The organism is Clavibacter lycopersici (assembly GCF_003576405.1).
Lineage (GTDB): Bacteria > Actinomycetota > Actinomycetes > Actinomycetales > Microbacteriaceae > Clavibacter > Clavibacter lycopersici.
This window is the reverse complement of sequence record NZ_QWGT01000014.1, coordinates 1-23,777: the sequence shown is the minus strand read 5'-3', so window position 1 is coordinate 23,777 and position 23,777 is coordinate 1. Positions and strand designations below refer to the sequence as shown.

Genomic DNA, 23,777 nt, shown 5'->3' with positions numbered 1-23,777 from the left:
GACGCTCTCCGCCGGATCCGCGGCCGCCACCGCGGGCCCCGGCGGGATGCCGGGCGGCGCGGCGGGCGGCGCGGCGGGCGGCGCGGGCGGCGGCTTCGGCGGCCCACAGGTCGCCGCGGCCACGACCGACGTGGTGCTGCAGGCGCCCGTCACGGTGTCCGTGATCCTCGTCGCCGTCGGCCTGTCCGTGCTCGGCGGCCTCCTCGCCGGCGGCGTCGGCGGATGGCGCGCCTCCCGGCTCCGCCCGGCCGAGGCGCTGCGCTCCATCGCCTGACCCGCACGAATCTGCACATCCACCGCACATCCACCGCACCGGAAGGACCACCATGTACACGCTCCACGACGTCCGCAAGACCTATCGCCAGGGTGCGACCGCCGTCACCGCCCTCGAGGGCGTCACCCTCGAGATCCCCGACGGCCAGCTCGTCGCCATCCAGGGCCCCACGGGCGGCGGCAAGTCGACGCTGCTCCAGATGCTCGGCGCGCTCGACCGCCCCACCTCCGGCACCGTGACCCTCGGCGGCGACGACCTCTCCACCGCGGGCGACCGCCGGCTCGCGGAGGTGCGCGCCACGCAGATCGGCTTCGTGTTCCAGGGCTTCAACCTGATCCCGACCCTCAGCGCGCGCGAGAACGTCGAGACCGCGCTCGAGCCGATGCGCGTCGCGACCCCCGAGCGGCGGGAGCGCGCGACCGCCGCGCTCGAGCTCGTGGGGCTCGGCGACCGCGCCGACCACCTCCCGTCGCAGCTCTCGGGCGGCCAGCAGCAGCGCGTCGCGATCGCCCGCGCGCTCGTGAAGGAGCCGACCGTGCTCCTCGCCGACGAGCCCACGGGCAACCTCGACGAGGGGACGCGCGACGAGATCATGGACCTGCTCGAGGGCCTGTGGCGGGACCGCGGGCTCACGCTCGTGCTCGTCACGCACGACTCCGCGGTGGCCCGGCGGGCGGAGCGGCGGCTGCACATCGCGCGCGGCCGCGTCACCGAGGTGCAGGCGGCGACGCTCCTGTCGCGCTGATCCCTGGATCCACCCCCGGACGACGACGGGCCCGGCGCGTGGTGCGCCGGGCCCGTCGTGTCGTGCGTTCCGTGCCGGAGGGCTAGTGCTTGTCCTCCGTGGCGCGCGTCACGGTCTCGCCCTCGACCGTCGCGCGGTCCTTCTTCTGCTTGTCGCCGCGGGTCTTCGCGAGGCTCGCGACGGTGGCGACCGTGATGGTCGCGCCGATGAAGAGCAGCGAGAACCAGATCGGGATCTCGGGCGCCCACAGCATCGGCTCGCCGCCGTTGATGAAGGGCAGCTCGTTGACGTGCATCGCGTGCAGCACGAGCTTCGCGCCGATGAACGCGAGGATGACCGCGAGGCCCTGCGACAGGTACACCAGGCGCTCGAGCAGGCCGCCGATGAGGAAGTACAGCTGGCGGAGGCCCATCAGCGCGAAGGCGTTCGCGGTGAACACGATGTACGCCTCGTTCGTGAGGCCGTAGATCGCGGGGATCGAGTCGAGCGCGAACACCAGGTCGACGAAGCCAATCGCGATGACGCACAGCAGCAGCGGGGTGACGAAGCGCTTGCCGTCGATCTTCGTGGTGAAGCGGTCGCCGACGAACTCGTCGTGGACGGGGAGGATCCGGCGGGCGATGCGCACGAACATGTTGTCCGCCGCGTTGCCGCCGTGGTCGCCCTTGAGCTGCTGGTACGCGAGCACGAACAGCAGCGCGCCGAAGATGTAGAAGACCCAGGAGAAGTTCTCGATGAGCGCGGCGCCCAGCGCGATGAAGCCGGCGCGCATGATCAGCGCGATGACGATGCCGATCATCAGCACCTTCTGCTGGTACTTCCGCGGCACCGCGAACCCGGTCATGATCAACAGGAACACGAAGAGGTTGTCGATCGACAGGGCCTTCTCCGTGAGGTAGCCCGCGAAGTACTCGCCGCCGTAGCCCCAGCCGCTGGTGAAGCCGATGCCGACGCCGAAGATCAGCGCGAGGCCGATGTAGAAGGCCGACCAGCGGGCGGACTCGCCGATGGTGGGCTCGTGCGGCTTGCGCACGTGGGTGAAGAACTCGTAGACGAAGAACGCGATGGTGACCGCGATCGTGATGAGCCAGGTGGTCGTGGTGATGTTCACGGGGGTCTCCGGTGATGAGGCCGACGGGAATCGGGGACGGCTAGGTGGCGCGCGGACGCGTCCATGATCCCATGCGGGATCTCCTCACACCGGGGAAATAGCTGCGCCTACGCTCCGCGGATCGTCCGAGCCGCCGGCCGTCGGCCGCCGCGTCAGGTCAGGCTCGGCGCCTCGAACGGGTACGCGACGTACGCGAAGCGGCGCGAGTCGGGCGCCCAGCTCGTGACGTTGATGGCGCCCTGGCCGCCGGGGAACGCCGCGAGGTCGCGCGTGCGGTGGCTCTGCCGGTCGATGACGCGGAGGATCACGTCGTGGTCCGCCGGGTGGCCGAGCGTGCCGGGCGGGAAGCTCAGGTAGACGATGTGCTCGCCGTCGGGCGACGGGTGCGGGAACCAGTTGACGCGCTCGTCGGACGTGAACTGATGCGAGTCGGTTCCGTCGGTGCGCATCGTGAACAGCTGCGCGTGGCCCGGGAGGTCGGATCCGCGCTCGGAGTTGTAGTAGAGCCACCCGCCGTCGGGCGAGAACTCGGCGCCGTCGTCGGGGAAGCCGTCGTCCGTGATCTGCGTCGTGGGGCCGCCGTCCACGGGCACGAGGTGGATGTTCGTGGTCCACTCGCCGCGCGCGTCGACCTGGCCGCCGATGACGCTGAGCATGGAGCCGTCGGGCGAGACGCCGTGCAGGTAGTTCTTGAACCCGAGCGCCGGATCCCGGTCGGCCGTGATCCGCCGGCCCTCGCCGCCCGCGCCGTCGTTCCACGGGATGGCGTAGAGGTGGCCGTCGCGGCCGGAGACGTACACGTGGGCGCCGTCGGGCGAGATGACGTGGTCGTTGTTGATGGGCGGGACGCCGCCGAGGTCGACCGCCTGGAAGTCGACGGCGGGCTCGGGGAGGTCGGGATCCGGCTCTTCGGCGTCGGGCGCGGGCAGCCGCCACAGCCCGCCCTCGGCGTTGACGACGAGCCAGCGGCCGTCGGGCGTCCAGTTCGGCGCCTCGATGTGGAGCACGGCCGACTCGGCGACCATGCGCTCGGCACCCGTCTCGACATCGAGGACGAGGAGGCGGGCCAGCTGTCCGTCGCGCAGCGTCACGCGGTGGATCCCGCGGTGCTGTCGGTGCCGGGCGCGTCGTCGCGGTTGTTCGCGAACGCCGAGTCGAACAGGTTGTCGGGCGTCGGCCAGAGGAGGGAGCGCACCTGCGCGAGGGCGTCGGGTGCTCCGTGCAGGCGGTCCATCCCCGCATCCTCCCACTCGACCGAGACCGGGCCGTCGTATCCGATGCTGCGGAGCGCCCGGAACGCGCGCTCGAAGGGCACGTCGCCGTGGCCGACCGAGACGAAGTCCCAGCCGCGGCGAGGGTCGCCCCAGCCGAGGTGGGATCCGAGCCGGCCGCCGCGGCCGTTCGAGGTGCTCACCTTCGTGTCCTTCGCGTGCACGTGGTAGATCCGGTCGGCGAAGTCGAGGAGGAAGCCCACCGGGTCGATGTCCTGCCACATCATGTGGCTCGGATCCCAGTTGAGGCCGAAGCCGGGGCGGTGCCCGATGGCATCGAGCGTGCGGCGGGTGGTCCAGTAGTCGTAGGCGATCTCGCTCGGGTGGACCTCGAGCGCGTACCGCACGCCCTCGTCGTCGAACACGTCGATGATCGGGTTCCAGCGGTCGGCGAAGTCCTGGTAGCCAGCGTCGATGACCGATGCGGGCACGGGCGGGAACATCGCGACGTACGGCCAGATGCGGGATCCGGTGAAGCCCGTCACGCGCGTGACCCCGAGGCCCGCGGCCGCCTTCGCCGTCAGCTTCAGCTCCTCCGCCGCGCGCTGGCGCACGCCCTCGGCCTGGCCGTCGCCCCACACCTTCGAGCGCAGGATCGCCTGGTGCCGGAAGTCGATGGGGTCGTCGCACACGGCCTGGCCGGTGAGGTGCTGCGAGAGCGCCGACACCTGGAGGCCGTGGCGCTCGAGGATCTCGAGCCGCCCGCGGAGGTAGGCCGGGTCATCGGCCGCGCGCCACACGTCGAGGTGCTCGGCAGAGCACGCGATCTCGAGGGCGTCGAAGCCCCAGCCGCTCGCGAGCCGGGCGACCTCCTCCAGCGGCAGGTCGGCCCACTGGCCGGTGAAGAGCGCTACGGGGGTGGTGATCTGGGGCATGGTTCCCTCTCGTCGACGGTGACGGTGCGGTGCGTGCGGCGCATGCGGTGCGTGCGGTGGCGCGGCCCGGTGACGGCGCGCGGGATCCACGCTACACACCGGGCCGCGCCCGCTCACGGGTGGGCGTCAGCGAAAGTTCGCCGACTGCGTGCGCTGGTAGCCCGCGAGGGTGATGCCGCCGAGGAGCACCGCCCACGCCGCGAGGAGGATCAGCGGGATCCCCGTCGCCGCCGCGTCGTGCCGGGCGGCGGCGCTCGTCAGCGTGCTCCACGCGCCCGTGGGCAGCAGCACCGTGAGCGACTCCCAGGGCGTGCCGCTCGTGTCGCCGCCCGTGAACAGGCCGCCGGCGAACGACAACGGCAGGTACACGAGGTTCGCGAGGCCGAGCGCGCCGCGGGCGGGGAACCAGTAGCCCATCGCGAGCCCGAGCAGCGCCATCGGCACGGCGCCGGCGACGACGGCGAGCGCGACGGATCCGAGCGTGGGCGCGTCCACCCGGACGCCGCCCGCGAGGATCCCGACCGCCACCACCGGGATCACGAACGCCACCCCGAAGACGCACGCGACCGTGAGCTTGGCGGCGAGCCGGATCCACGCGGGCACGGGCGCCGTGAACAGCCAGCGCTCCCACGGTGATTCGCGGGCCGACGCGACGCCGACCCCGAACTGGAAGGTGACCGTGCCGAGCACCGAGAAGAGCACGTAGCCGAGCAGCACGCTCAGCCGCGCGCTCGGCGGACCGCCCTGCGGCAGGCCGACGACCGCGTAGATGAGCACGGGGTACGCCAGCAGCGGGAGGACGAAGGCCGGCATGCGCGCGTTCTGCGCGAGCTCGCTCACGACGTGGGCGCGGTAGATCGCGAGCCGCCGCCGGGCGGTGAGGCGGGGCGGGGTGGTCGTCGCGGTCATCGGGTGCATCCCACGGGTTCCGTGTCGCGCGACGGATCGGCGGGGAGATCGGACGCGCCACCCGCCAGCACGCGCTCCACGATCTCGCCCAGCCCGGGCTCGACGACCGTGATGGCCGGTCGCGTGACGGCGGCGAGCACGAGCCCGGCGACGACGTCCGAGCGGTCGGTGTCGATGACCCACCGGATCCGCTCGCCCCCGCGGGGCTCCTCCCCCGCCTCGGGCACCGCGCCGGACGACCGCAGGCGCCGCGCCTCGGCGGCGGTCGCGTCGAAGCCGACCCGACGCACGCCCGCCAGCCCGCGGAAGTCGGCGGCGGTCCAGTGGCCGACGACGCGGCCGTGGTCGAGGCAGACGACGGTGTCGGCGAGCGCCGCGACCTCCTCCATGTCGTGCGACGCGAGGAGCACCGTGCGCCCGGAGTCGCGGACCGCGGCGATGGCGTCGCGCACGGCGGCACGCCCCGGGATGTCGAGCGCCGCGGACGGCTCGTCGAGCACGACGACGGGCGTCCCCGCGCCGACCACGCACGCCAGCGCGACGCGGCGTCGCTCGCCACCGCTCAGGCCGCCGGTCTGGCGCGACGCGAGGCGGTCCAGGTCGAACCGGTCGATCGCCGCGGCCGGCGTGAGGGCGTCGGCGTGCGGCACGAGGGCGAGCGCCAGCACCTCGCGCACCGTGAGGTACTCGGGGAACGCGAGCGCCTGCGGCATCACCGCGACCAGCGCCGCCGTGGGGCCGCCGCGACGCACGTCGTGCCCGAGCACGCGCGCCCGTCCCGCATCCGGGCGGCGGGTGGCGGTCAGCACGTCGATGGCCGTGGTCTTGCCGGATCCGTTCGGCCCGAGCAGGGCGTGCACGAGCCCCGGCGCGAGGGAGAAGGACGCGGAGTCGAGCGCCCGCGTCCGGCCGAAGGTGCGGGTGATCCCGTCGAGCTCCACCGCGTCAGTCATGGGACGCCTCCTCCCGGGCGAGGCGCCGGGCGCCCGGCTCCGCGCCGCCGAACGAGATCGCGTAGAGGGAGGACTGCGTGACCCCGTCGAGACCGAGCACCCCGTCCAGCTCGTGGTCCACGAAGCCGACCCAGCCCAGCACCGGCAGCCCGAGCGCGGTCGCGACCAGGAGCGCGTTCTGCCCCACGTGCCCGGCCTCCAGCAGGGTGAGCCGGTAGCCGCGCAGCCCGTACTTGCAGCGCGAGCGCTCGAAGCTGCCCGTGATGACGACGGTCACCGCGGCCGTCTCCGGGATCGGCGCCATGAGCGACGGCGCGGCGCGGCGGAAGCGCGCGAGCCGCCCTTCCCGGTCGAGCCCGGACACGTCGACGAGCGTCTCCTCCAGGGGATCGAGCTGGTGGATCCCCGGCTCGAGCCCCACCACCGACCGCGCGACCACGTGCAGGTCGAGCGGGTACAGCCCGCCGCCCGAGGGCACGAACCGGCCCGGGGTGCCGTCGCCCCGCGGACCGTAGGCGAGCCTGAGCACCGTGGCGAGCTCGGCCAGCTCGACCGGCCGCCCGAGGGTGCGCGGCTCGGCCGAGCGCCGCGCCGCCATCGTGGCGCCCAGCTCGTGCCGCAGCGGGAGCGCGCGCGGCATCGGGACCGCCGGGAGCAGCCGCGGGGCGGAGGTCGCCCCGCCCGGGCCGGCGTCGGCCACGCCCTGCGCCTCCTGCGCCATCTGGTGCGCGTACCGGACGTCGGTCCATCCGGGGTGGGTGATCCGCGTGATCTTCGACGCCTCGTGGAAGTCCTCCGCGGGGTCGCCCGCCGGCCGGTCGACAGCCCCTCCGACGCTGAAGATCGGCCCCACGCTGCCGAGGGAGCGCGCGGATCCGGCGGCGCCGCGATCCGCCGGCGCGGACGGATCCGTCGGGGCCGCCGCCCGGTCGGGGGCGGCGTCGGTCTCGATGGTGCTCATGGGGTCCTCCTGGTGGTTCGGGCGGTGGGCCGGGCGGTGCCGGCGGTGACGCGGACGGGCGCGTGCGCGGGCGCGGGTGCGGGTGCGGTCACGGGAACGGGTGCGGGACGTCGACGAGGTCGGCCGGCCCCTCGAGCGCGGGCCCGTCGCGCCACCGCCGGTACAGGCGCGGGTGACCGAGGAAGCGCGCCGCGTGCACCACGTCGAGCGCCACGAGGTCGGGGCTGAGCGCCCGCACCACGTGGAAGCCCGCGGCGCGCACCTCCGGCGCGGTGATGTCCGCGAGCAGCACCTCGATCCCCTCGCGGTCGAGCCCGGCCACCACCTCGGCCCAGCTGGCCGGGCCCCCGACGGCCGCGACCCGCTCGTCCGACGCGTCGAGGGCAGCGGTGAGGGCGCGTGCAGACGGACGGCAGTGCAGCCGGATGTGGTCCTCGAACTCGACCACGTCCGCCGGGTCGATCGCGGGCTCCGCGAGCAGCCGCAGGCACCAGTTGTGCGTGTGCAGCGCCTCGCGGAGCGCGTTGAGGATCGCCCGGTCGAGCCGGAAGTCGGCCGCGCAGCCCACCGCGACCCCGATCCGGTCGCTGCGCATGACCGCGAGCAGCACGGGCACGTCGGCGGCCGCGTCCAGCACGCGCACCGTGAAGGACGCCCCGAAGCGCCCGCACAGCTCCTCGAGGCGCTCGAGCTCCCGGAGGGTCGCGTCGGTCAGGCGGGGGCTGCCGCGCCAGTCGAACGCCGGGGGCGTGGATCCGCGGAGCCACGTCCGCTGGAACGCGTCGCGCTCGATGAGCTCGAGCACCGCGCGGCCGGCGGCGAAGCCGAAGTGCGGCCCCGCCGCGACGCCGGACGAGGTCGCCGGCTCGACGTGCGGCTCCCGGTGCCCGTCCGCCCGGTGCGGGTCGTCGAACACCACGAGCTGCGCGGGCACGTGCACGGTCGCGCCCCGGTGCAGGGAGCGCGCCGGCATCCAGGTCAGGAGGTCGCCCGGCTCCGCGCGCTCGTAGTGGAAGGACGGATCCTCGCGCTGCGTCGGGTGGAAGCGCTGGAAGGCGTCCGGCCCCACCTGACGCGCGTCGGCGCCGAGCGGCGCCCGGAAGCCGCCGGGCGCTCCCGCGAGCGACATGCGCTCGACCGCCTCGCCGATGCAGGAGCGTCGCGCCTCCAGCCGGGAACCGCCCGGCCCCATGCTGAAGCGCTCCGACGCCGTGCCGGTGAGGAACTCCGTGTCGGCGGACCGGCCCGAGTAGAGCGCGTCCGGGATGGCGTCGGGCGTGAACGCCATGGGATGCGCGTGCTCGACGAGCCCCGTGTACGGGCTGACGACGCCCGCCCCGCCGCGGCTCATGCCCGCCACGGCGAGACGACGCCCGCGTAGGGGCGGGGACCGCACGTGCCGCACCGTGCGACCCGGAACACGGCGTGCGCCTCGGCCTCCATGACCTTGGGCTCGATCACGAGCACGGTGCTGGCGACCAGCCAGTCGTGGGCGTGGATCCACCGGGCGGCGTAGCGCGCGGCGAACCCGGCCGTGATGGCGTCCAGGCTCGGGTCGCGCGGCACGACGGCGACCGCGTCGGCCGCCGCGGCGTGGTCCGCGGCGAACGGCGTGGTCGACGCCCAGCGCAGCGCGACGCACTCGAGGCACGGCCCCTCGTCGGGCACGACCACCGGCCCGACGAGCTGGAACCGCCCGTCGAACGGGTGCACGGGGAGCCAGGGCCGCCCGGCCGCGTGCAGGCGCGCGCCGACGTCGCGGAGGACGGACCGGGATCCGGCGGCGATGACCAGGTCGGCGTCGGCCTCGTCGCCGAGCTCGGCCGACGGGAGGGCCTCCGCCAGCCCCGTGAGGAGGGACGGGATCATGTCGCCCACGAGCGCCACCCGGGCGGGCGAGGCGGGGTCGCGCACGGGGCCGAGCCCGGTGCGGTCGCCGCCGTTGCGCCGCGCCTCGTCGAGGACGTGCGCGAGCTCGTCGGGCACGGATCCCGCGGAGCCGGTCGGCGCCCCCACCACGACGTCGCGCAGCACGAGCTCGTCGACCAGGCGGGCCACGGCGGGGGCATGGGCGGCGAACGCCCGGTCGACGTCCGCGCGGGTGAAGGGACGGGAGAGGAGTCGCGACACCGCGGAGACGGCGTCGCCCGAGGGCAGCTGCAGGGAGACCAGCTCGCGACCGCCGAGGAGGTGGAGGGTGTCCTCCACCTCCCCGACGGCGTAGCGGGGACTCACCGAGTACGTGGTCGACGAATCCATGCGCGGGCGATCAGCGAGGCTGCTGGTGGCCGCTGCCGCTCGACGAGCACGTCGTGCTGCAGCACAGGGTGACGTCGCCCATCACGAGCTCCTCCTCCGCGCCGCGGTGCGTGATGGTGAAGCCGAAGGCCTCCGCCAGCAGCGCGTCGGACGCGTCGTGGCCTCCGGCCGCGGGCGCGACCTCGGATGCGGTCGTGCGCGACGGTGCCTGGACCGCCGTCTCCATGAGCAGTGACATTGCCGTTCCTTCCTCTGGGTGGGTGGGACGACGCCTTTCTAGCACAACCCTCCGTGCCCGGGACAGGAACGATCTGCCTGTTGACAACCGCTCCGAGCGGCGGCACGATCCGCCCGCGTCGAGGCCGTCCACGTCGGATCCGACGCGTACCCTGGAGCCCGTGACGGACGAGATGCTGGCCTTCCCCTGGGAGGACGACCTCGCCCCCGCCGCACCCGCGCCGCCTCCTCCCCCGCCGCACCTAACGCGCATCGTGGCCCACTCGTCGGATCGCGTCGCCTGGCTCCGCGCCCGCAGCTTCGGCATCACCGCCACCGACGTGGCGCGCCTCGCGACCGACGCGTCGCTGCAGGCCGTCGCGCTCGAGAAGCTCTACGGATCCGGCTTCGGCGGCAACCGCTACACCGACCACGGCCGCGAGCGCGAGCCGGAGATCGCCCGCTGGGTCGAGGCCGAGCACGGGATCGTGCCGAGCGCGCACCTCTTCCACGCGCCGGGCCAGCGCCGCCACCTCGCCACCCCCGACGGCGTGGGCCTCCGCGCCGACGGGCGCCTCGAGCTCGCGGAGATCAAGACCACCGCGAAGCCGTGGCGCAGCATCCCGCGCAACTACCTGCGCCAGATCTGGTGGCAGCAGTACGTGCTCGGCGCCGAGCGCTCGCTCATCGTCTGGGAGCAGCACGTGGACTTCGTGCCCGTGCACGACATCCCGAAGTGGAAGTGGATCGACCGGGACGAGGCCGAGATCGCCGCGCTCGTGGCGCGCGCGAACGACCTCATCGCGCTCATCGTGCGGATGGCCAACGCGCCGGCCGGAGCCCGCGGGCTGGCCTGAGCCGTTCGTCCCGTCCTCGTTGCGCGCGAGCGCCGCGCGCGAGCGCCCCGCGCATTCTTCTCGCCCGGGGAACACCGCGGAAACACGCCCGACTCACGCGGCGACTTCACTGGACGAGCGGGGGCATCGGTGGGATCCACCACGCCGCCGCGTTCCGAGGAGGGGTCGCACGATGAGCCAGGTCGTCCAGTCGAGAGCCGGCGTCGCCGCCGAGGCCGAGCGGGATCGGGCGGCCGCCGCGGTCGCCCTCGCACCCCACGGGGAGACCATGCGCGCGGTCGTCGTCACGGAGACGGGCGGGCCGGAGGTGCTGCACCTCGCGGACGTGCCGGTCCCGCACCGCCTCGACTCGGAGGTGCTCGTCAAGGTCGTCGCCGCGGGCGTGAACCCCATCGACCTGCGGCTGCGGGCCGGCGAGCCCGGCGGTCCGACGCTCGGCAGCCTCCCCGCGGTGCTCGGCCGCGACTTCAGCGGCGTCGTCGTCGAGTCGCCGTACGAGGACCACGCGCTGCATCCGGGCGACGAGGTGTTCGGCCTCGCCATGGTGCCGCGGATGCCCGGCAGCTACGCCCCCTACATCGCCGTCCCCAGCGTCAGCCTCGCCCGCAAGCCCGCGCGCCTCTCGCACGTCGAGGCCGCGGCGACGCCCGTCAGCGCGCTCACGGCGTGGGGCATGGTCGTCGACATCGGCAAGGCGCACGAGGGCCAGGTCGTCCTGATCCACGCGGGGGCGGGCGGCGTCGGCCACTTCGCGGTGCAGTTCGCCCGGCACTTCGGCGCTCGCGTGGTCGCGACGGGCTCGCCCCGGAACGTCGACTGGCTGGCCGAGCTCGGCGCGGACGAGGTCATCGACCGCACGCAGGTGCGCTTCGAGGACGTGCTCGCCGACGTGGACGTGGTGATCGACCTGGTCGGCAACTGCACGGACGACACCGGCACGCGCTCCCTCCAGGTCCTCCGCCCGGGCGGCCTGCTGGTCAGCGCGCCCGTCCGCGGTTGGCCCACGCTCGTGCAGGACGCCGCCGCGGTGAGCGTGCGCGCCACGCACTACGAGGTCGCGCCCGACGGCCAGACCCTGGCGGTGATCTCGCGCCTGCTGGAATCCGGCGACATCAAGGTCTACGTCGACGAGGTCTTCGACCTGGAGGACGCGGCCGAGGCGCACCGCCACATGGAGAGCGGGCACGCGCGCGGCAAGGTCGTGCTCAACGTGGCGCGCGGCTGATCCGCGTCGCGGCGTCGCGGCAGCGCGTCAGGCGGCTGTGGTCCCGGCCAGCCCCTGCTCCATAACGTGGTCCGTCTCGACCGCGTCGGAGAGCCGGAACGACCGCGTCCCCACGATGCGGAACCCGCTGCGCTCGTAGAAGCGGATGGCGCGGGCGTTGTGCTCGTTGACACCGAGCCAGATCCCGGCCTCCGCGTCCCGCCCGCGCTCGCCCGCGAGCTCGCGCGCGATCCGGAGCGTCTCCGCCATGAGCGGCCGTGCGACGCCGACGCCGTGCGATCCCGCCTCGACGTACACCTTGCTCAGCTCGATCTCCGGCCGGAGCCGCAGGGCGCCGGCCACGTCCGGGTCCGCGGGCGGCGCGGCGACGACCATCGTGTAGCCGACCATCTCCCCGTCGGCCTCGGCGACGACGATCCGGTGCGTCGGATCCGCGAGGTGCGCCCGGAAGCGCGCCGGCGAGAGGACGGTCGCGATGTGGTCCCCGATGGCATCTGCGGTCGTCGTGGGCGGGCACGCCAGCGCGAAGGTGCGGGCAGCGAGCGCGGCCACCTCGTCGGCATCGCCAGGTCCGGCGACGCGGAAGGACGGGACGGCGGGGACGACGGCGGGATCCGGGATGCTCACCCTCCCGAGCCTAGGCAGCGCCGACCCCCGGGGACGACGGAAGGGCCCGCCGAGGCGGGCCCTTCCTGTGCTGCTGGTCGTGCGTGCGCTTCCGCGCGATGGTGCTAGATGGAGTTGACGTCCACCGGGATGCCGGGGCCGAAGGTCGTGGAGACCGTGGCCTTCTGCACGTAGCGGCCCTTCGAGGAGGACGGCTTGAGGCGGACGATCTCCTCGAGCGCGGCGCCGACGTTCTCCGAGAGCTGCTCGGGCGAGAAGCTCGCCTTGCCGACCACGAAGTGGACGTTCGCGTGCTTGTCGACGCGGAACTCGATCTTGCCGCCCTTGATGTCGGACACCGCGCGCGCGACGTCCGGGGTGACCGTGCCGGTCTTCGGGTTGGGCATGAGGCCACGCGGGCCGAGCACCTTGCCGAGACGACCGACCTTGCCCATGAGCTCGGGCGTCGAGACGGCGGAGTCGAACGACGTGTAGCCGCCCGCCACCTTCTCGATGAGCTCGTCGCCGCCGACCTCGTCGGCTCCAGCGGCGATGGCCGCCTCGGCCGCGGGGCCCGTCGCGAAGACGATGACGCGGGCGGTCTTGCCGGTACCGTGAGGAAGGATGACGGTGCCGCGGACCATCTGGTCTGCCTTGCGGGGGTCGACGCCGAGCTTGAGCGCGACCTCGACGGTGCTGTCGAACTTGCTGGAACCGGTCTCGCGCGCGAGCTCGACGGCCTCCGAGGCGGTGTACGCCTTGGTGAGGTCGATCTTCTCGGCTGCGGCCCGGTAGGCCTTTGACTTCGCCATTCGTGTCTCCTGATTCGAGAGTGCGGTTGATGTGAGCCTGGCCGGCTCTCCCGCGTGATGCTGGAGCGGATCCCGGACGGGATCCGCTGAGGTGGTGGAGGCTAGGCCTCGACCGTGATGCCCATGGAGCGGGCGGTGCCGGCGATGATCTTCGCCGCGGCGTCGATGTCGTTGGCGTTGAGGTCGGCCTGCTTCTGCTCGGCGATCTCGCGGACCTGGTCCATCGTGAGCTTCGCGACCTTGACCGTGTGCGGCGTGCCCGAGCCCTTGGCGACTCCGGCGGCCTTCTTGATGAGCTCCGCTGCCGGGGGCGTCTTCAGGATGAACGTGAACGTCCGGTCCTCGTAGACGGTGATCTCGACGGGGATGACGTTGCCGCGCTGCGACTCGGTCTGGGCGTTGTACGCCTTGCAGAACTCCATGATGTTGACGCCGTGCTGTCCCAGCGCCGGCCCGATGGGCGGTGCGGGGTTGGCGGCGCCGGCCTTGATCTGCAGCTTGATCAGACCCGTGACCTTCTTCTTCGGTGCCATTTCTCTTCCTTCTTCTTGATTGCTAGATCGAGCGGGCCGCGCGGCCCGACCGCCTAGAGCTTGGTGACCTGGTCGAAGCTGAGCTCGACCGGGGTCTCGCGCTCGAACAGGGAGACGAGCACCGTGAGCTTGCCGCTCTCGGGCTTGATCTCGCTGATGGAGCCGGGGAGGCCGGCGAACGAGCCCTCCTTGATCGTGATCGTCTCGCCGATCTCGAAGTCGACCTCGGCGGCGACGACGCGCTGCGCCTGGCCGCCCTTGGTGGGCTGGCCCTTGACCTGCGCCACCTCCTTGATCTCGACGAGGCTCTTCAGCATGGAGAAGGCCTCCTCGAAGCGGAGGGGCGTCGGGTTGTGGGCGTTGCCCACGAAGCCCGTGACGCCGGGGGTGTGGCGGACGACCGACCAGCTGTCCTCGTTGAGGCTCATGCGCACGAGCACGTAGCCCGGGATGCGCACGCGGTTGACCATCTTGCGCTGGCCGTTCTTGATCTCGACGACGTCCTCCATCGGGACCTCGATCTGGTAGATGTCGTCCTCCATGTTGAGCGACACCATGCGGTTCTCGATGTTGCTCTTCACGCGGCGCTCGAAGCCCGCGTAGGAGTGGATGACGTACCACTTGCCCGGCTTGGAGCGGAGCTCCTTGCGGAAGTCCTCGTAGGGGTCGACCTCGGCGTCGTCCTCGGACGCCGCCTCGTCGGACGCGGCCTCGTCGGGGACGAGGTCGGCCTCGGCCTCGGCGATGTCCTCGGCGGTGGCGGGCGTGACGTCGGCGGGCTCGAGGGCCTCCTCGGCCGCCTCCTCCTCCGCCTCGTCGTCGGTCGCCTCGACGGCGGCCTCGGCCTCGTCGGGCGAGTCGATGTCGAGCGCGTCCTCGACGATCGCGTCGGCCTCGGGGTCCTCGACGGACTCCATCGCGTCGAGCGCCGCCGTCAGGTCGGTCTCGACGGAGTCGCCCTCGACGTGCAGGGCGGTGTGCTCCGCCGCGTCCGAGCTCTCCTCGGAGGACTCGATGGCGTGGCCCTCCTGGACCTCGTCCACCTCGGAGGACTGCTCCGCCGCGGGGGCGAGGTCGACGTCGTCGCGCTTGCTCTCAGCCAATGGATCTACTTCCCTCGTTCTTCGTCGTGCATTGCCGTTCGTCGTGCCGTGCCGTGCCGTGCTGTGCCGTCCTGCTGACGGGCGCTGGACCGCGTCGACGCGGTCCCGTGGGGGTCCGCCGCGCTCCGGCCGCTCGTGCTCCGCGGCGCTCCGGATCCGTGGATCCCGCGCGCAGCCCGCCCTCCGGCCCGTGCCGCCTCCGCGTGGAGGCCCTGGTGCTAGGCGCCGTTGCCGAACACCACGATGGCGAGGTACCCGAACAGCTGGTCGAGGAGCGAGACGATCACCATCATGACGATGACGAAGGCCAGCACCACTCCCGTGAACGTCAGCAGCTCCTTGCGGGTGGGGGTGACCACCTTCTTGAGCTCCTGCACGACCTGCTTGATGAAGAGCACCAGCCGGGCGAAGGGGTTGCGTCGCGCGTCCCGCTGCTCGCGAGCCTGCGCGACGATCTCCTCGCTCGGCTCGTCGACGATCTTCCGCGCCACGCGTGGGTCCCTTCCTGCATTGCTCGGCTCCGCCCGGAGTTCGGGCGAGCCGCGATGTCACGCGCCCGGGGACCCGTTCCATCTAGCAGGGCGGACAGGACTCGAACCTGCAACCTGCGGTTTTGGAGACCGCTGCTCTACCAATTGAGCCACCACCCTCTGCGTCGACACCCGCCTGCCCTCATGCACCACGACCGTGCGAGCACGGACGGAAGAAGGCGCGGAAGAGCATGGCGGAGATACCGACCCGAACGAGTGTACCAGCATCCGCGGGCACCCGGTCGGGGCGGCCGCCGGACGGGCCATCCGCACCCGCGTGGCGGCGGGCGCGGATCCCTATGCTCACATGCATGGCCGAACCGCAGAGCACCGTCCCCCTCAGCCGCGTCTCCACCCGCATCGGATCCATCGCCGAGTCCGCGACCCTCAAGGTCGACGGCAAGGCCAAGGCCCTGCAGGCCGCCGGACGCCCCGTCATCAGCTTCGCCGCGGGCGAGCCCGACTTCCCGACGCCCGACTACGTGGTCGAGGCCGCCGTCGAGGCCGCGCGGGATCCCCGCAACCACCGCTACACCGCGGCCGCCGGCCTGCCGGACCTCCGCGAGGCCATCGCCGAGAAGACCCGCGTCTCCTCCGGGCTCGACGTCGGCATCGACCGGATCATCGTCACCAACGGCGGCAAGCAGGCCGTCTACCAGGCGTTCCAGACGCTGCTCGACCAGGGCGACGAGGTCCTGGTGCCGACGCCCTACTGGACCACCTACCCCGAGGCGATCCGGCTCGCGGGCGGCGTGCCCGTCGACGTCTTCGCGGGCGCCGACCAGGGCTACCTGGTCACGGTCGAGCAGCTCGAGGCCGCGTGGACCCCGCGCACGAAGGTGCTGCTGTTCGTCTCGCCGTCCAACCCCACGGGCGCCGTCTACTCGCGGGAGCAGACCCGCGAGATCGGCGAGTGGGCCGACTCCAAGGGCCTCTGGGTCATCAGCGACGAGATCTACCAGGACCTCGTCTACGACGGCGCCGAGGCGGCGAGCATCGTCGACGTGGTGCCGGCGCTGGCCGACCGCACGATCCTCGTCAACGGCGTCGCCAAGACGTACGCGATGACGGGCTGGCGCGTCGGGTGGATGGTGGGACCCGCCGACGCCATCAAGGCCGCCGGCAACCTGCAGTCGCACCTCTCCTCCAACGTCTCGAACGTCTCGCAGCGCGCGGCGATCGCGGCGCTCCGCGGGCCGCGCGACACCGTCGACCGCATGCGCGAGGCGTTCGACCGCCGCCGCCGCACGATCGTCGCCGAGCTCGACGCCATCCCCGGCTTCGTCACGCCCACGCCGCAGGGCGCGTTCTACGTGTACCCCGACGTCACAGGCCTCTTCGGCCGCGACATCGACGGCGTCACGCCGACCACCTCGCTCGAGGTCGCCGACGTCCTGCTCGAGAAGGCCGAGGTCGCGGCGGTCCCCGGCGAGGCCTTCGGACCGAGCGGGTTCCTGCGCTTCAGCTACGCGCTCGGCGACGAGGCGCTGCTCGAGGGCGTGCGCCGGATCCGCGACCTGCTGGCCTGATCCGCCGCCCGGCCCGCTGGTCGGCCCCCTAGAGGGAGAGGCCGACCAGCACGGGCTCGGGCTGCAGGATCACGCCGTGCTCGCTCATCACGCGGCCCTGCACGTAGCGCGCGAGGGCGGCGACGTCCTCGGCGGTCGCGGTGCCGCGGTTGGTGAGCGCGAGCGTGTGCTTCGAGGAGACGGCGGCGCCGGAACCCGGCAGCCGGAACCCGCGGCTGACGCCCGAGTGCTCGATGAGCCACGCGGCGCTGAGCTTCACGCCCGCGGGCTCGCGGCGCCGGCGCGCGGCTGCCTCGCGCTCGATCGCGTCGGCGACCTCCCACGCGTCGCCGAGCGGCACGACGAGGTCCTGGGGCGGATCCTCCTGCGGCCAGCGCGGGGCGTCGGCCGGCAGCGTGCGGGCGAACGCGGCGCTGACGATGGGGTTGGTGAAGAAGGATCCCGCGCTCCAGGTGTCGGGATCCGCGTCGTCGAGCACCATGCCCTTGGACGCGCGGAGGGCCAGCACGGTCTCGCGCACGCGGGCCACGGGCACGCGGTCGCCGAGCTCGACCCCGAGCGCGCCGGCGAGCTGCGGGTACGCGACGGGGAGGCCGAGCGCGTCGGGACCCTCCCCGCGGGTGAGCGCGAAGTCGACCGACAGCACGACGCCGACGCGGCCGCGCTTGAGCGACGACGTGCGGTAGCCGAGGCCGAGGTCCGCGGCGCCCAGCCGCTCGACCTCGCCGGTCTCGTAGTCCAGGAAGTCGATGCCCTCGAGGACGTCGGCGACCTCCTGGCCGTACGCGCCGATGTTCTGCACCGGGGAGGCGCCGGTGGATCCGGGGATGCCCGAGAGCGCCTCGAGCCCGGCGAGGCCGTCGGCCACGGTGCGGGCGACGAGCGCGTCCCAGGGCTCGCCTGCCTGGACGCGCACGAGGACGGTGCCGTCGTCCCGCGCCTCGCCGACCTCGACGCCGCGGGTCGCGATGCGGATGACGGTGCCGGCCACTCCCTCGTCGGAGATGAGCGAGTTGGATCCGCCGCCGAGGACCATCCAGTCCTCCCCCACGGCCCAGAGGCCCAGGAGGGTGTCGACCAGCTCGTCGCGCGCGCTCACGGTCACGAGCTCCTCCGCCGGTCCGCCCACGCGCAGCGTGGTGAGCTCGGCGAGCGGCGCGTCGCGGTGGGTCTCGATCGTCACGGCGGCCCTACGCCAGCCGGACCTGCGCCTGCGCGCGGCCCAGCACCGTCTTGCCATCGACCGAGACGGCGATGTCGATGCGGATATTGCCGGCCTCGGCGTCGATCGCGCCCACCTTGGCGACGATCGTCAGGTCCTGGCCGTCCGCGGGATCCACGACCACGGGCCGCGTGAAGCGCACGCCGTAGGAGACGATGCGCGCCGGATCCCCCGCCCAGTCGGCCACGGGCTGCACGGCCTGGCCCATGGTGAGCATCCCGTGCGCGAGGACGCCCGGCAGGCCCACGGATGCCGCGACGTCGTCGCGGTAGTGGATGGGGTTGAAGTCGCCGGACGCGCCCGCGTAGCGGACGAGGGAGTCGCGCGTGAGGTGCACGGTGCGCTCCGCCACGACATCGCCCACGGCGAGGTCGGCCAGCACGGGCACGGATGCGGCGCTCACGCGTCGTCCCCGCGGACCACGAGGGTGGAGACGGCCGTGACGACGTGGGCGCCGGATCCGTCGACCATGGCGGACTCGGCGGTCACCATCGCGTTGCCGCCGAGGGTGGCGACCTTCGTGACGGTCAGCGTCGCGGTGAGCTCGTCGCCCGCGACCACGGGCCGCGAGTACGTGAACGCCTGCTCGCCGTGGACCACGCGGCTGAAGTCGATGCCCGCGTCGGGCTCGGCGAGCAGCTGCGCGAGCGTCGCCTCCTGCACGACCACGGGGAACGTGCTCGGCGCGACCACGTCGGCGTGGCCGGCGGCGCGCGCTGCCTGGGGGTCGAGGTGGACGGGGTGGGTGGCGCCGACGGCACGGGCGAACTCGCGCACCTTCTCGCGTCCCACCAGGTACGGGGCGGCTGCGGGGAGCACGCGGCCCTGGAGCTCTGGATTCACTGGCACCGGACGATCCTACGCGGCGGGCCCGCGGGCGCCCGGGCGAGCGGGCGACCGCCGGGCATGCGAGAGCCCCGGCCCCCACTTCTCGTGGGGACCGGGGCCCGGGTCGCGATTCCGCTGCTGCGGCGTCAGCTGCCTACTGGCAGGAGTCGCACTGCAGGAGCTCCATCGGGTCGACGGGGATCGCGTAGCCGCCGACGGTGTCGTTGTTGTCGTAGTCCATGGGTGCCTCCCGTTGTGTCTGGTCGGGAACCGCCGGTGCGGTTCCTCAGGTCTCGTGGCTCTCGCCCCGATGGCCTCCGGATCCGCGTCTTCGCGAGGATCCGGGTTGCTCGGCCACCCGGTGGGGCGGTGAGGTTCTCCACTATATAACCCGAACTACAGACCTGTCATTCCACTACATCTAGTGTTTCGGCGTGTCGCGGCGCCTTCCGCGTCGTCATGCGGATCCGGGCGCTCGGGCGGGATCCGGCTGCCACGCGGACCCGGCGTGTCGCCCCGATCGAGCGCCGCGGGGGACGCGCGAGGGCCGCCGCGAACGCGTCGCGGCGGCCCTCGTGCGCTCGGTGCGCGGGATGCGGATCAGGCGTCGCCCTCGCGGGCCTCCTTCTCCTCCTCGGACTCGCTCGCGGTGTAGTCGCCGCCGGCGGGGGCCTCGCGGCGCTCCTCGTCGTGCGCGTCGGGGACGGGGTTGCCCTGGGTCTTGTAGAGCACGTCGTCGTGCTCGGCGCCCGTGGCGTGGTCGGGGTGATCGGGGGATTCGTGGTGGGTCATGCCCGGAGGCTACGCCGCGCGCGTGGGCACGGGAAGCGCGCGGGCCGACGGGACTCGCCGGGGCCGCGCAGACGGACCGCGCGGACCAGCGGCGCGGGCACGAAGAAGGGCCCCGGAACCTGGCGAGAGGTGTCCGGGGCCCATCGAGGAGGACGGATCCGCATGGGGACCCGTGCTTCCGTAGCGGGAGCGGGACTTGAACCCGCGACACCACGATTATGAGCCGTGTGCTCTAACCACCTGAGCTACCCCGCCGCATCCCTCGGCGCCGACCGGGGCCGGCTGATGAGGGATCGAGCCCCCAGTGAGGATTGAACTCACTACCTCTTCCTTACCAAGGAAGTGCTCTACCAATGAGCTATGGGGGCGTGCCGAGGCGCGTCGGAGACGCGCTGGAACCATACGACGATAGCAGGTCCGGGGCCGCCCGCGAGACGCGTGACGACCCCGGACCGGGGCACGGCCGGGAGGCCAGCAGCGGATCAGACCGCGGACAGGTCCCGGATCTCGTCGGCCGTCAGCTCGAGCTCGACGGAGGCGAGGAGGTCCGGCAGCTGCGTGAGGTCGCGCGCGCTCGCGATGGGAGCCGTGACCGACGGCTGGGCCCGCAGCCACGCGAGCGAGACCGTCGTGACGGAGACGCCGTGGGCCTCGGCGACGCGGTCGAGCACCTCGAGGAGGGCGCGGCCGTGGTCGTCGAGGTACTTCGACGCCGCTCCCGACCGCGGGCTGTCGACCTCGGCGCCGCGGTACTTGCCCGTGAGGAAGCCGCTAGCGAGGCCCGAGTACGGGGCGGACGCGATGCCCTCCCGGATCAGCAGGTCGGCCAGCTCGCCCTCGTACGCGTCGCGCGCGACGAGGTTGTAGCGGTTCTGCAGCACCTCGAAGCGCGCGATCCCCTCGCGCGTCGAGACGTCGAGCGCGGCCTGCAGGCGCTCGGCCGTGTAGTTGGACGCGCCGATCGCGCGGACCTTGCCCTCGGCCACCAGCTCGGCGAGGGCCATCACGGTCTCCTCGATCGGGGTGTCCTGGTCGTCGACGTGCGCGTAGTAGAGGTCGATCGCGTCGACGCCCAGGCGGCGGAGGCTGGCCTCGACGCCGCGGCGCACGCTGTCGCGGGAGGTGCCCTTCGCCGACTCGAGCGAGCCGACCTTGGTCGCGATGACGAGGTCGTCGGGGCGGCCGCGCGAGGCGATCCAGCGGCCGATGATCTCCTCGGACTCGCCGCCCGAGTTGCCGGGCTTCCACGCGGAGTAGACGTCGGCGGTGTCGATGAAGTTGCCGCCGGCCGCGGTGTAGGCGTCGAGGAGCTGGAACGAGGTGGCCTCGTCGGCCGTCCAGCCGAAGACGTTGCCGCCGAAGGACAGCGGGAACACCTCCAGGCCGCTGGATCCGAGGGGCACGCGTGCGGGGTTCGTCATGGCTGATCTCCTTCGTCCGGTGATGCGGGCCGTGCCCGCCCCTCCTCCAGCGCGCTCCGGCGCCCGGCTATTCCGGACCCGGGCGCATCCGACGGTCCGGCGGCGCCCTGCCGGCGCGATCGGCGGGAGCGCCCGGGGGCCGTCGCCTAGGCTCGTCGCATGACTTCGCCAGCCCCCACAGCCCCCACCACGGCTGCCCGGGACGACACCTCGGCCCACCCCGACAGCACCCCGCAGCACGGCACCGGATCCGAGTGGTGGCGCACCGCCGTCATCTACCAGATCTACCCGCGCTCGTTCGCCGACTCCGACGGCGACGGCATCGGCGACCTCCCCGGGATCACCGACAGGCTCCCCGCGCTCCGCGAGCTCGGGGTCGACGCCGTCTGGCTCTCCCCCTTCTTCCTGTCGCCGCAGAACGACGCCGGCTACGACGTCGCCGACTACTGCGCGGTGGATCCGCTGTTCGGCACCCTCGACGACTTCGACCGGCTGCAGCGCCGCGCGCACGAGCTCGGCCTCCGCGTGATCGTCGACATCGTCCCCAACCACACCTCCTCCGCGCACCGCTGGTTCCAGGAGGCGCTCGCCGCCCCCGCGGGCAGCGAGGAGCGCGCGCGCTACATGTTCCGCGACGGGAAGGGCGCCGACGGCGAGCTGCCCCCGAACAACTGGGAGTCGATCTTCGGCGGCCCGGCGTGGACGCGGCTCACCGAGCCCGACGGCACGCCCGGTCAGTGGTACCTGCACCTGTTCGACTCCTCGCAGCCGGACCTCGACTGGACGAACCCGTGGGTGCGCGAGCGGTTCCGCGAGATCCTCCGCTTCTGGCTCGACCGCGGCGTCGACGGCTTCCGCGTCGACGTGGCGCACGGCATGGTCAAGGCGCCCGGCCTCCCCGACTACACGCCGCCCGAGGGCCAGGGCAGCATGGGCGGCGCCGGCGGCGTCGACGACCAGCCCGCTCCCCCGCCGCCGTACTTCGCGCAGGAGGGCGTGCACGAGATCTACCGCGAGTGGCGCGAGATCTTCGACTCCTACGACGGCGACCGCGCGATGGTGGCCGAGGCGTGGGTCGAACCGCTGGCGAAGCTCGCCGACTGGGTGCGCCCGGACGAGATGCACCAGGCCTTCAACTTCAGCTACCTCGAGACGCCGTGGGACGCCGCGGCGCTCCGCCGCACGATCGACGCGTCGCTCGCGACCTTCTCCTCCGTGGGGGCGCCGAGCACGTGGGTCCTCTCCAACCACGACGTCGTGCGGCACGCGAGCCGCCTCGCGCTCTCGGGCGAGAACCCGCAGGGCGTCGGCATCGGGCCGCGGTCGACCGTGACGGTGGACGAGGAGCTCGGCCTCCGCCGCGCCCGCGCCGCCAGCGCGCTCATGCTCGCGCTGCCGGGCAGCGCGTACGTCTACCAGGGCGAGGAGCTCGGGCTCCCCGAGGACACGCGCCTGCCCGACGAGGCGCGCCAGGATCCGACGTTCCACCGCACCGCGGGCGAGCGCTACGGCCGCGACGGCTGCCGCGTGCCGATCCCGTGGGAGGCAGGGACGCCCTCCTACGGCTTCAGCACCGGCGACGCCAGCTGGCTGCCGCAGCCCCGCGACTGGGACCGCTTCGCGCGCGACACCGAGCGGGCGGATCCCGCGTCCACCCTCTCGCTCTACACGGAGGCGCTGCTGCTGCGCCGCGAGCACGGCCTCGCGCTGGGCGCGCTGGAGTGGATCACCGCGGAGGGCGACGACGTGATCGCGTTCGAGAGCGCGGGCGTCACCGTGATCGCGAACCTCGGCGAGGCCGCCGTGCCGCTGCCCGAGGGCCGCGTGCTGCTCGCGAGCCGGCCGCTCGACGGCGACGCCGTGCCGTCGGACACGACCGTGTGGCTGATCCGGGACTGATCGGTCCCGGACACGACGACGCCCCCTCGCCTTCGGGCGAGGGGGCGTCGTCGTGCGTGGCGCGTGGGCTAGTTCGCGTGCTCCTGGAGCCAGGCGAAGGGATCCACGGCGGTGCCGTCCGCCATGCGGATCTCGAGGTGGAGGTGGGGGCCGGTGGAGGCGCCCGTGTTGCCGACCTGGCCGATCTGCTGGCCGACCTTGACCGGATCGCCCGCCTTCACGCGCAGGGACCCCGGCAGCTGGTGGCCGTAGACGCTCGTGACGAGCTGCCCGTCGATGACGTGGTCGATGACGAGGTGCACGCCGAGCCCGGTGTCGCTGTTCACGGCCTCGCGCACGACGCCGTCGGCGATCGACTGGATGGGCGCGCCCATGCCGGGGGCGAAGTCCACGCCCTGGTGGTTGCTCGAGCAGCCGTTGGAGCAGGGCGCGATGCGCTTGCCGAAGACGCCGCTGATCGGAACGCCCGCAGCGAAGGGCCACTGGATCGTGCCGTTGATGTCGTTCGTGAACGCGCCTGCGCCCTTCGACGTCTGGGCCAGCATGATCTGCTGCGGCGTCGTGGCCGTGAAGGCGTCGTCCGTGCCGCCGACGACCTGCGCCTCGGGCGCGGCCGAGAGCGCGATGCTCTGGCTGGGGATCGAGGTGGCCGGGGCATCCGTGACCACGGTCGCCTGCGCCATGTCCTGGCCGGTGAGGAACGCGCTGGAGGGCAGCGAGGTCGCGATGGTGACCGTCGCGACGAACGCCATGGTGAGCAGCGTGAGCCCGCGCGACGCGTTCGAGCGGCGACGGCCCGCTGCGGCCTCGGGCGCCGGGGCGGCGAGGGCGGGGCGCGAGGATGCG

25 protein-coding genes, 3 tRNA genes and 1 pseudogene are annotated in these 23,777 nt (G+C 73.2%); 6 read left to right on the top strand and 23 right to left on the bottom strand.

Translation table 11 applies throughout. From position 1 onward, the window contains the following. Window positions 1-274 (top strand): annotated as a pseudogene (locus DZG00_RS16935) (ABC transporter permease); the annotation flags it as partial. Window positions 275-326: 52 nt separating this feature from the next. Continuing rightward, window positions 327-1,019, top strand: a complete 693-nt coding sequence (locus DZG00_RS02190; RefSeq protein ID WP_119383074.1) for an ABC transporter ATP-binding protein — start codon at window positions 327-329, stop codon at window positions 1,017-1,019. Window positions 1,020-1,101: 82 nt separating this feature from the next. Here the strand turns inward: DZG00_RS02190 and DZG00_RS02185 are convergent, their stop codons facing one another. The 9 genes from DZG00_RS02185 to DZG00_RS02145 all read right to left on the bottom strand — a co-directional run bounded on the left by DZG00_RS02185 (window position 1,102) and on the right by DZG00_RS02145 (window position 9,596). Beyond that, window positions 1,102-2,130, bottom strand: a complete 1,029-nt coding sequence (locus DZG00_RS02185) for a TerC family protein (RefSeq protein ID WP_119383073.1) — start codon at window positions 2,128-2,130, stop codon at window positions 1,102-1,104. Between the two features lie 152 nt (window positions 2,131-2,282). Then, window positions 2,283-3,221, bottom strand: coding sequence for a TolB family protein (locus DZG00_RS02180; RefSeq protein ID WP_119455341.1), 939 nt, complete (start codon window positions 3,219-3,221; stop codon window positions 2,283-2,285). Continuing rightward, window positions 3,218-4,276: a sugar phosphate isomerase/epimerase family protein gene (locus tag DZG00_RS02175; RefSeq protein ID WP_119382976.1), complete on the bottom strand. Its 1,059-nt coding sequence runs from the start codon at window positions 4,274-4,276 to the stop codon at window positions 3,218-3,220. The genes DZG00_RS02180 and DZG00_RS02175 overlap by 4 nt, the downstream gene beginning before the upstream one ends. A gap of 126 nt (window positions 4,277-4,402) precedes the next feature. Continuing rightward, the gene (locus tag DZG00_RS02170) at window positions 4,403-5,185 is read right to left on the bottom strand and encodes an ABC transporter permease (protein WP_119382977.1); all 783 of its coding nucleotides are present in this window, start codon (window positions 5,183-5,185) and stop codon (window positions 4,403-4,405) included. Further along, entirely contained in the window at window positions 5,182-6,138 is a 957-nt protein-coding gene (locus DZG00_RS02165; RefSeq protein WP_119455340.1) for an ABC transporter ATP-binding protein, read from the bottom strand. The genes DZG00_RS02170 and DZG00_RS02165 overlap by 4 nt, the downstream gene beginning before the upstream one ends. Then, a complete protein-coding gene (locus DZG00_RS02160; protein WP_119455339.1) occupies window positions 6,131-7,099 on the bottom strand; it encodes a SagB/ThcOx family dehydrogenase in 969 nt (322 codons plus the stop codon). Before DZG00_RS02160 ends, DZG00_RS02165 begins: the two co-directional genes overlap by 8 nt. An 88-nt stretch (window positions 7,100-7,187) precedes the next feature. Then, window positions 7,188-8,450 carry a YcaO-like family protein gene (locus tag DZG00_RS02155; protein WP_119383258.1) on the bottom strand — a complete coding sequence of 421 codons (1,263 nt, stop codon included), beginning with the start codon at window positions 8,448-8,450 and terminating at the stop codon, window positions 7,188-7,190. Continuing rightward, the gene (locus tag DZG00_RS02150) at window positions 8,447-9,358 is read right to left on the bottom strand and encodes a TOMM precursor leader peptide-binding protein (RefSeq protein WP_119455338.1); all 912 of its coding nucleotides are present in this window, start codon (window positions 9,356-9,358) and stop codon (window positions 8,447-8,449) included. The genes DZG00_RS02155 and DZG00_RS02150 overlap by 4 nt, the downstream gene beginning before the upstream one ends. 10 nt (window positions 9,359-9,368) lie before the next feature. Further along, complete coding sequence (locus DZG00_RS02145) at window positions 9,369-9,596, bottom strand: hypothetical protein (RefSeq protein WP_119381710.1); 228 nt, start codon at window positions 9,594-9,596, stop codon at window positions 9,369-9,371. 172 nt (window positions 9,597-9,768) lie between these two features. Between DZG00_RS02145 and DZG00_RS02140 the strand changes: the two genes are divergently transcribed. Further along, window positions 9,769-10,431 carry a YqaJ viral recombinase family protein gene (locus DZG00_RS02140; protein ID WP_086515726.1) on the top strand — a complete coding sequence of 221 codons (663 nt, stop codon included), beginning with the start codon at window positions 9,769-9,771 and terminating at the stop codon, window positions 10,429-10,431. 268 nt (window positions 10,432-10,699) lie between these two features. Then, a complete protein-coding gene (locus tag DZG00_RS02135; protein WP_119381711.1) occupies window positions 10,700-11,656 on the top strand; it encodes an NADP-dependent oxidoreductase in 957 nt (318 codons plus the stop codon). Window positions 11,657-11,683: 27 nt separating this feature from the next. Here the strand turns inward: DZG00_RS02135 and DZG00_RS02130 are convergent, their stop codons facing one another. From DZG00_RS02130 to DZG00_RS02105, 6 genes are all read right to left on the bottom strand, one after another. Continuing rightward, window positions 11,684-12,283: a GNAT family N-acetyltransferase gene (locus tag DZG00_RS02130; RefSeq protein ID WP_119381709.1), complete on the bottom strand. Its 600-nt coding sequence runs from the start codon at window positions 12,281-12,283 to the stop codon at window positions 11,684-11,686. Between the two features lie 104 nt (window positions 12,284-12,387). After that, window positions 12,388-13,074 carry a 50S ribosomal protein L1 gene (rplA, locus tag DZG00_RS02125; RefSeq protein WP_012299879.1) on the bottom strand — a complete coding sequence of 229 codons (687 nt, stop codon included), beginning with the start codon at window positions 13,072-13,074 and terminating at the stop codon, window positions 12,388-12,390. A gap of 101 nt (window positions 13,075-13,175) precedes the next feature. Beyond that, the gene (gene rplK / locus DZG00_RS02120; protein WP_012299878.1) at window positions 13,176-13,607 is read right to left on the bottom strand and encodes a 50S ribosomal protein L11; all 432 of its coding nucleotides are present in this window, start codon (window positions 13,605-13,607) and stop codon (window positions 13,176-13,178) included. A gap of 53 nt (window positions 13,608-13,660) precedes the next feature. Beyond that, window positions 13,661-14,710, bottom strand: a complete 1,050-nt coding sequence (gene nusG, locus DZG00_RS02115; protein ID WP_119381708.1) for a transcription termination/antitermination protein NusG — start codon at window positions 14,708-14,710, stop codon at window positions 13,661-13,663. A 218-nt stretch (window positions 14,711-14,928) separates the two neighbouring features. Further along, a complete protein-coding gene (gene secE / locus DZG00_RS02110; RefSeq protein WP_012039478.1) occupies window positions 14,929-15,201 on the bottom strand; it encodes a preprotein translocase subunit SecE in 273 nt (90 codons plus the stop codon). Window positions 15,202-15,287: 86 nt separating this feature from the next. Continuing rightward, window positions 15,288-15,360: transfer RNA gene (locus DZG00_RS02105), tRNA-Trp, on the bottom strand. 179 nt (window positions 15,361-15,539) lie between these two features. Between DZG00_RS02105 and DZG00_RS02100 the strand changes: the two genes are divergently transcribed. Continuing rightward, a complete protein-coding gene (locus tag DZG00_RS02100) occupies window positions 15,540-16,769 on the top strand; it encodes a pyridoxal phosphate-dependent aminotransferase (protein ID WP_119381707.1) in 1,230 nt (409 codons plus the stop codon). Between the two features lie 28 nt (window positions 16,770-16,797). On the opposite strand, the gene DZG00_RS02095 is transcribed toward DZG00_RS02100, so the two are convergent. From DZG00_RS02095 to DZG00_RS02060, 7 genes are all read right to left on the bottom strand, one after another. Next, a complete protein-coding gene (locus DZG00_RS02095) occupies window positions 16,798-17,952 on the bottom strand; it encodes a UDP-N-acetylmuramate dehydrogenase (RefSeq protein WP_119381706.1) in 1,155 nt (384 codons plus the stop codon). 7 nt (window positions 17,953-17,959) lie between these two features. Further along, complete coding sequence (locus tag DZG00_RS02090) at window positions 17,960-18,394, bottom strand: MaoC/PaaZ C-terminal domain-containing protein (protein ID WP_119381705.1); 435 nt, start codon at window positions 18,392-18,394, stop codon at window positions 17,960-17,962. Continuing rightward, complete coding sequence (locus DZG00_RS02085) at window positions 18,391-18,840, bottom strand: FAS1-like dehydratase domain-containing protein (RefSeq protein WP_086515504.1); 450 nt, start codon at window positions 18,838-18,840, stop codon at window positions 18,391-18,393. Before DZG00_RS02085 ends, DZG00_RS02090 begins: the two co-directional genes overlap by 4 nt. 579 nt (window positions 18,841-19,419) lie before the next feature. Continuing rightward, window positions 19,420-19,611: a hypothetical protein gene (locus DZG00_RS02075; protein WP_119382691.1), complete on the bottom strand. Its 192-nt coding sequence runs from the start codon at window positions 19,609-19,611 to the stop codon at window positions 19,420-19,422. 181 nt (window positions 19,612-19,792) lie between these two features. Next, a tRNA-Met gene (locus DZG00_RS02070) sits at window positions 19,793-19,866 on the bottom strand. A gap of 41 nt (window positions 19,867-19,907) precedes the next feature. Further along, window positions 19,908-19,979 (bottom strand) — tRNA-Thr (locus DZG00_RS02065). Between the two features lie 114 nt (window positions 19,980-20,093). Next, window positions 20,094-21,032, bottom strand: a complete 939-nt coding sequence (locus DZG00_RS02060) for an aldo/keto reductase (RefSeq protein ID WP_119382692.1) — start codon at window positions 21,030-21,032, stop codon at window positions 20,094-20,096. Window positions 21,033-21,191: 159 nt separating this feature from the next. Here DZG00_RS02060 and DZG00_RS02055 point away from each other — a divergent pair, with 159 nt between their 5' ends. Continuing rightward, complete coding sequence (locus tag DZG00_RS02055) at window positions 21,192-22,931, top strand: glycoside hydrolase family 13 protein (RefSeq protein ID WP_119382693.1); 1,740 nt, start codon at window positions 21,192-21,194, stop codon at window positions 22,929-22,931. Window positions 22,932-22,999: 68 nt separating this feature from the next. Here DZG00_RS02055 and DZG00_RS02050 read toward each other — a convergent pair. Beyond that, the coding region (locus DZG00_RS02050) for a M23 family metallopeptidase (protein ID WP_147359907.1) at window positions 23,000-23,777 on the bottom strand (778 nt) is incomplete at its 5' end.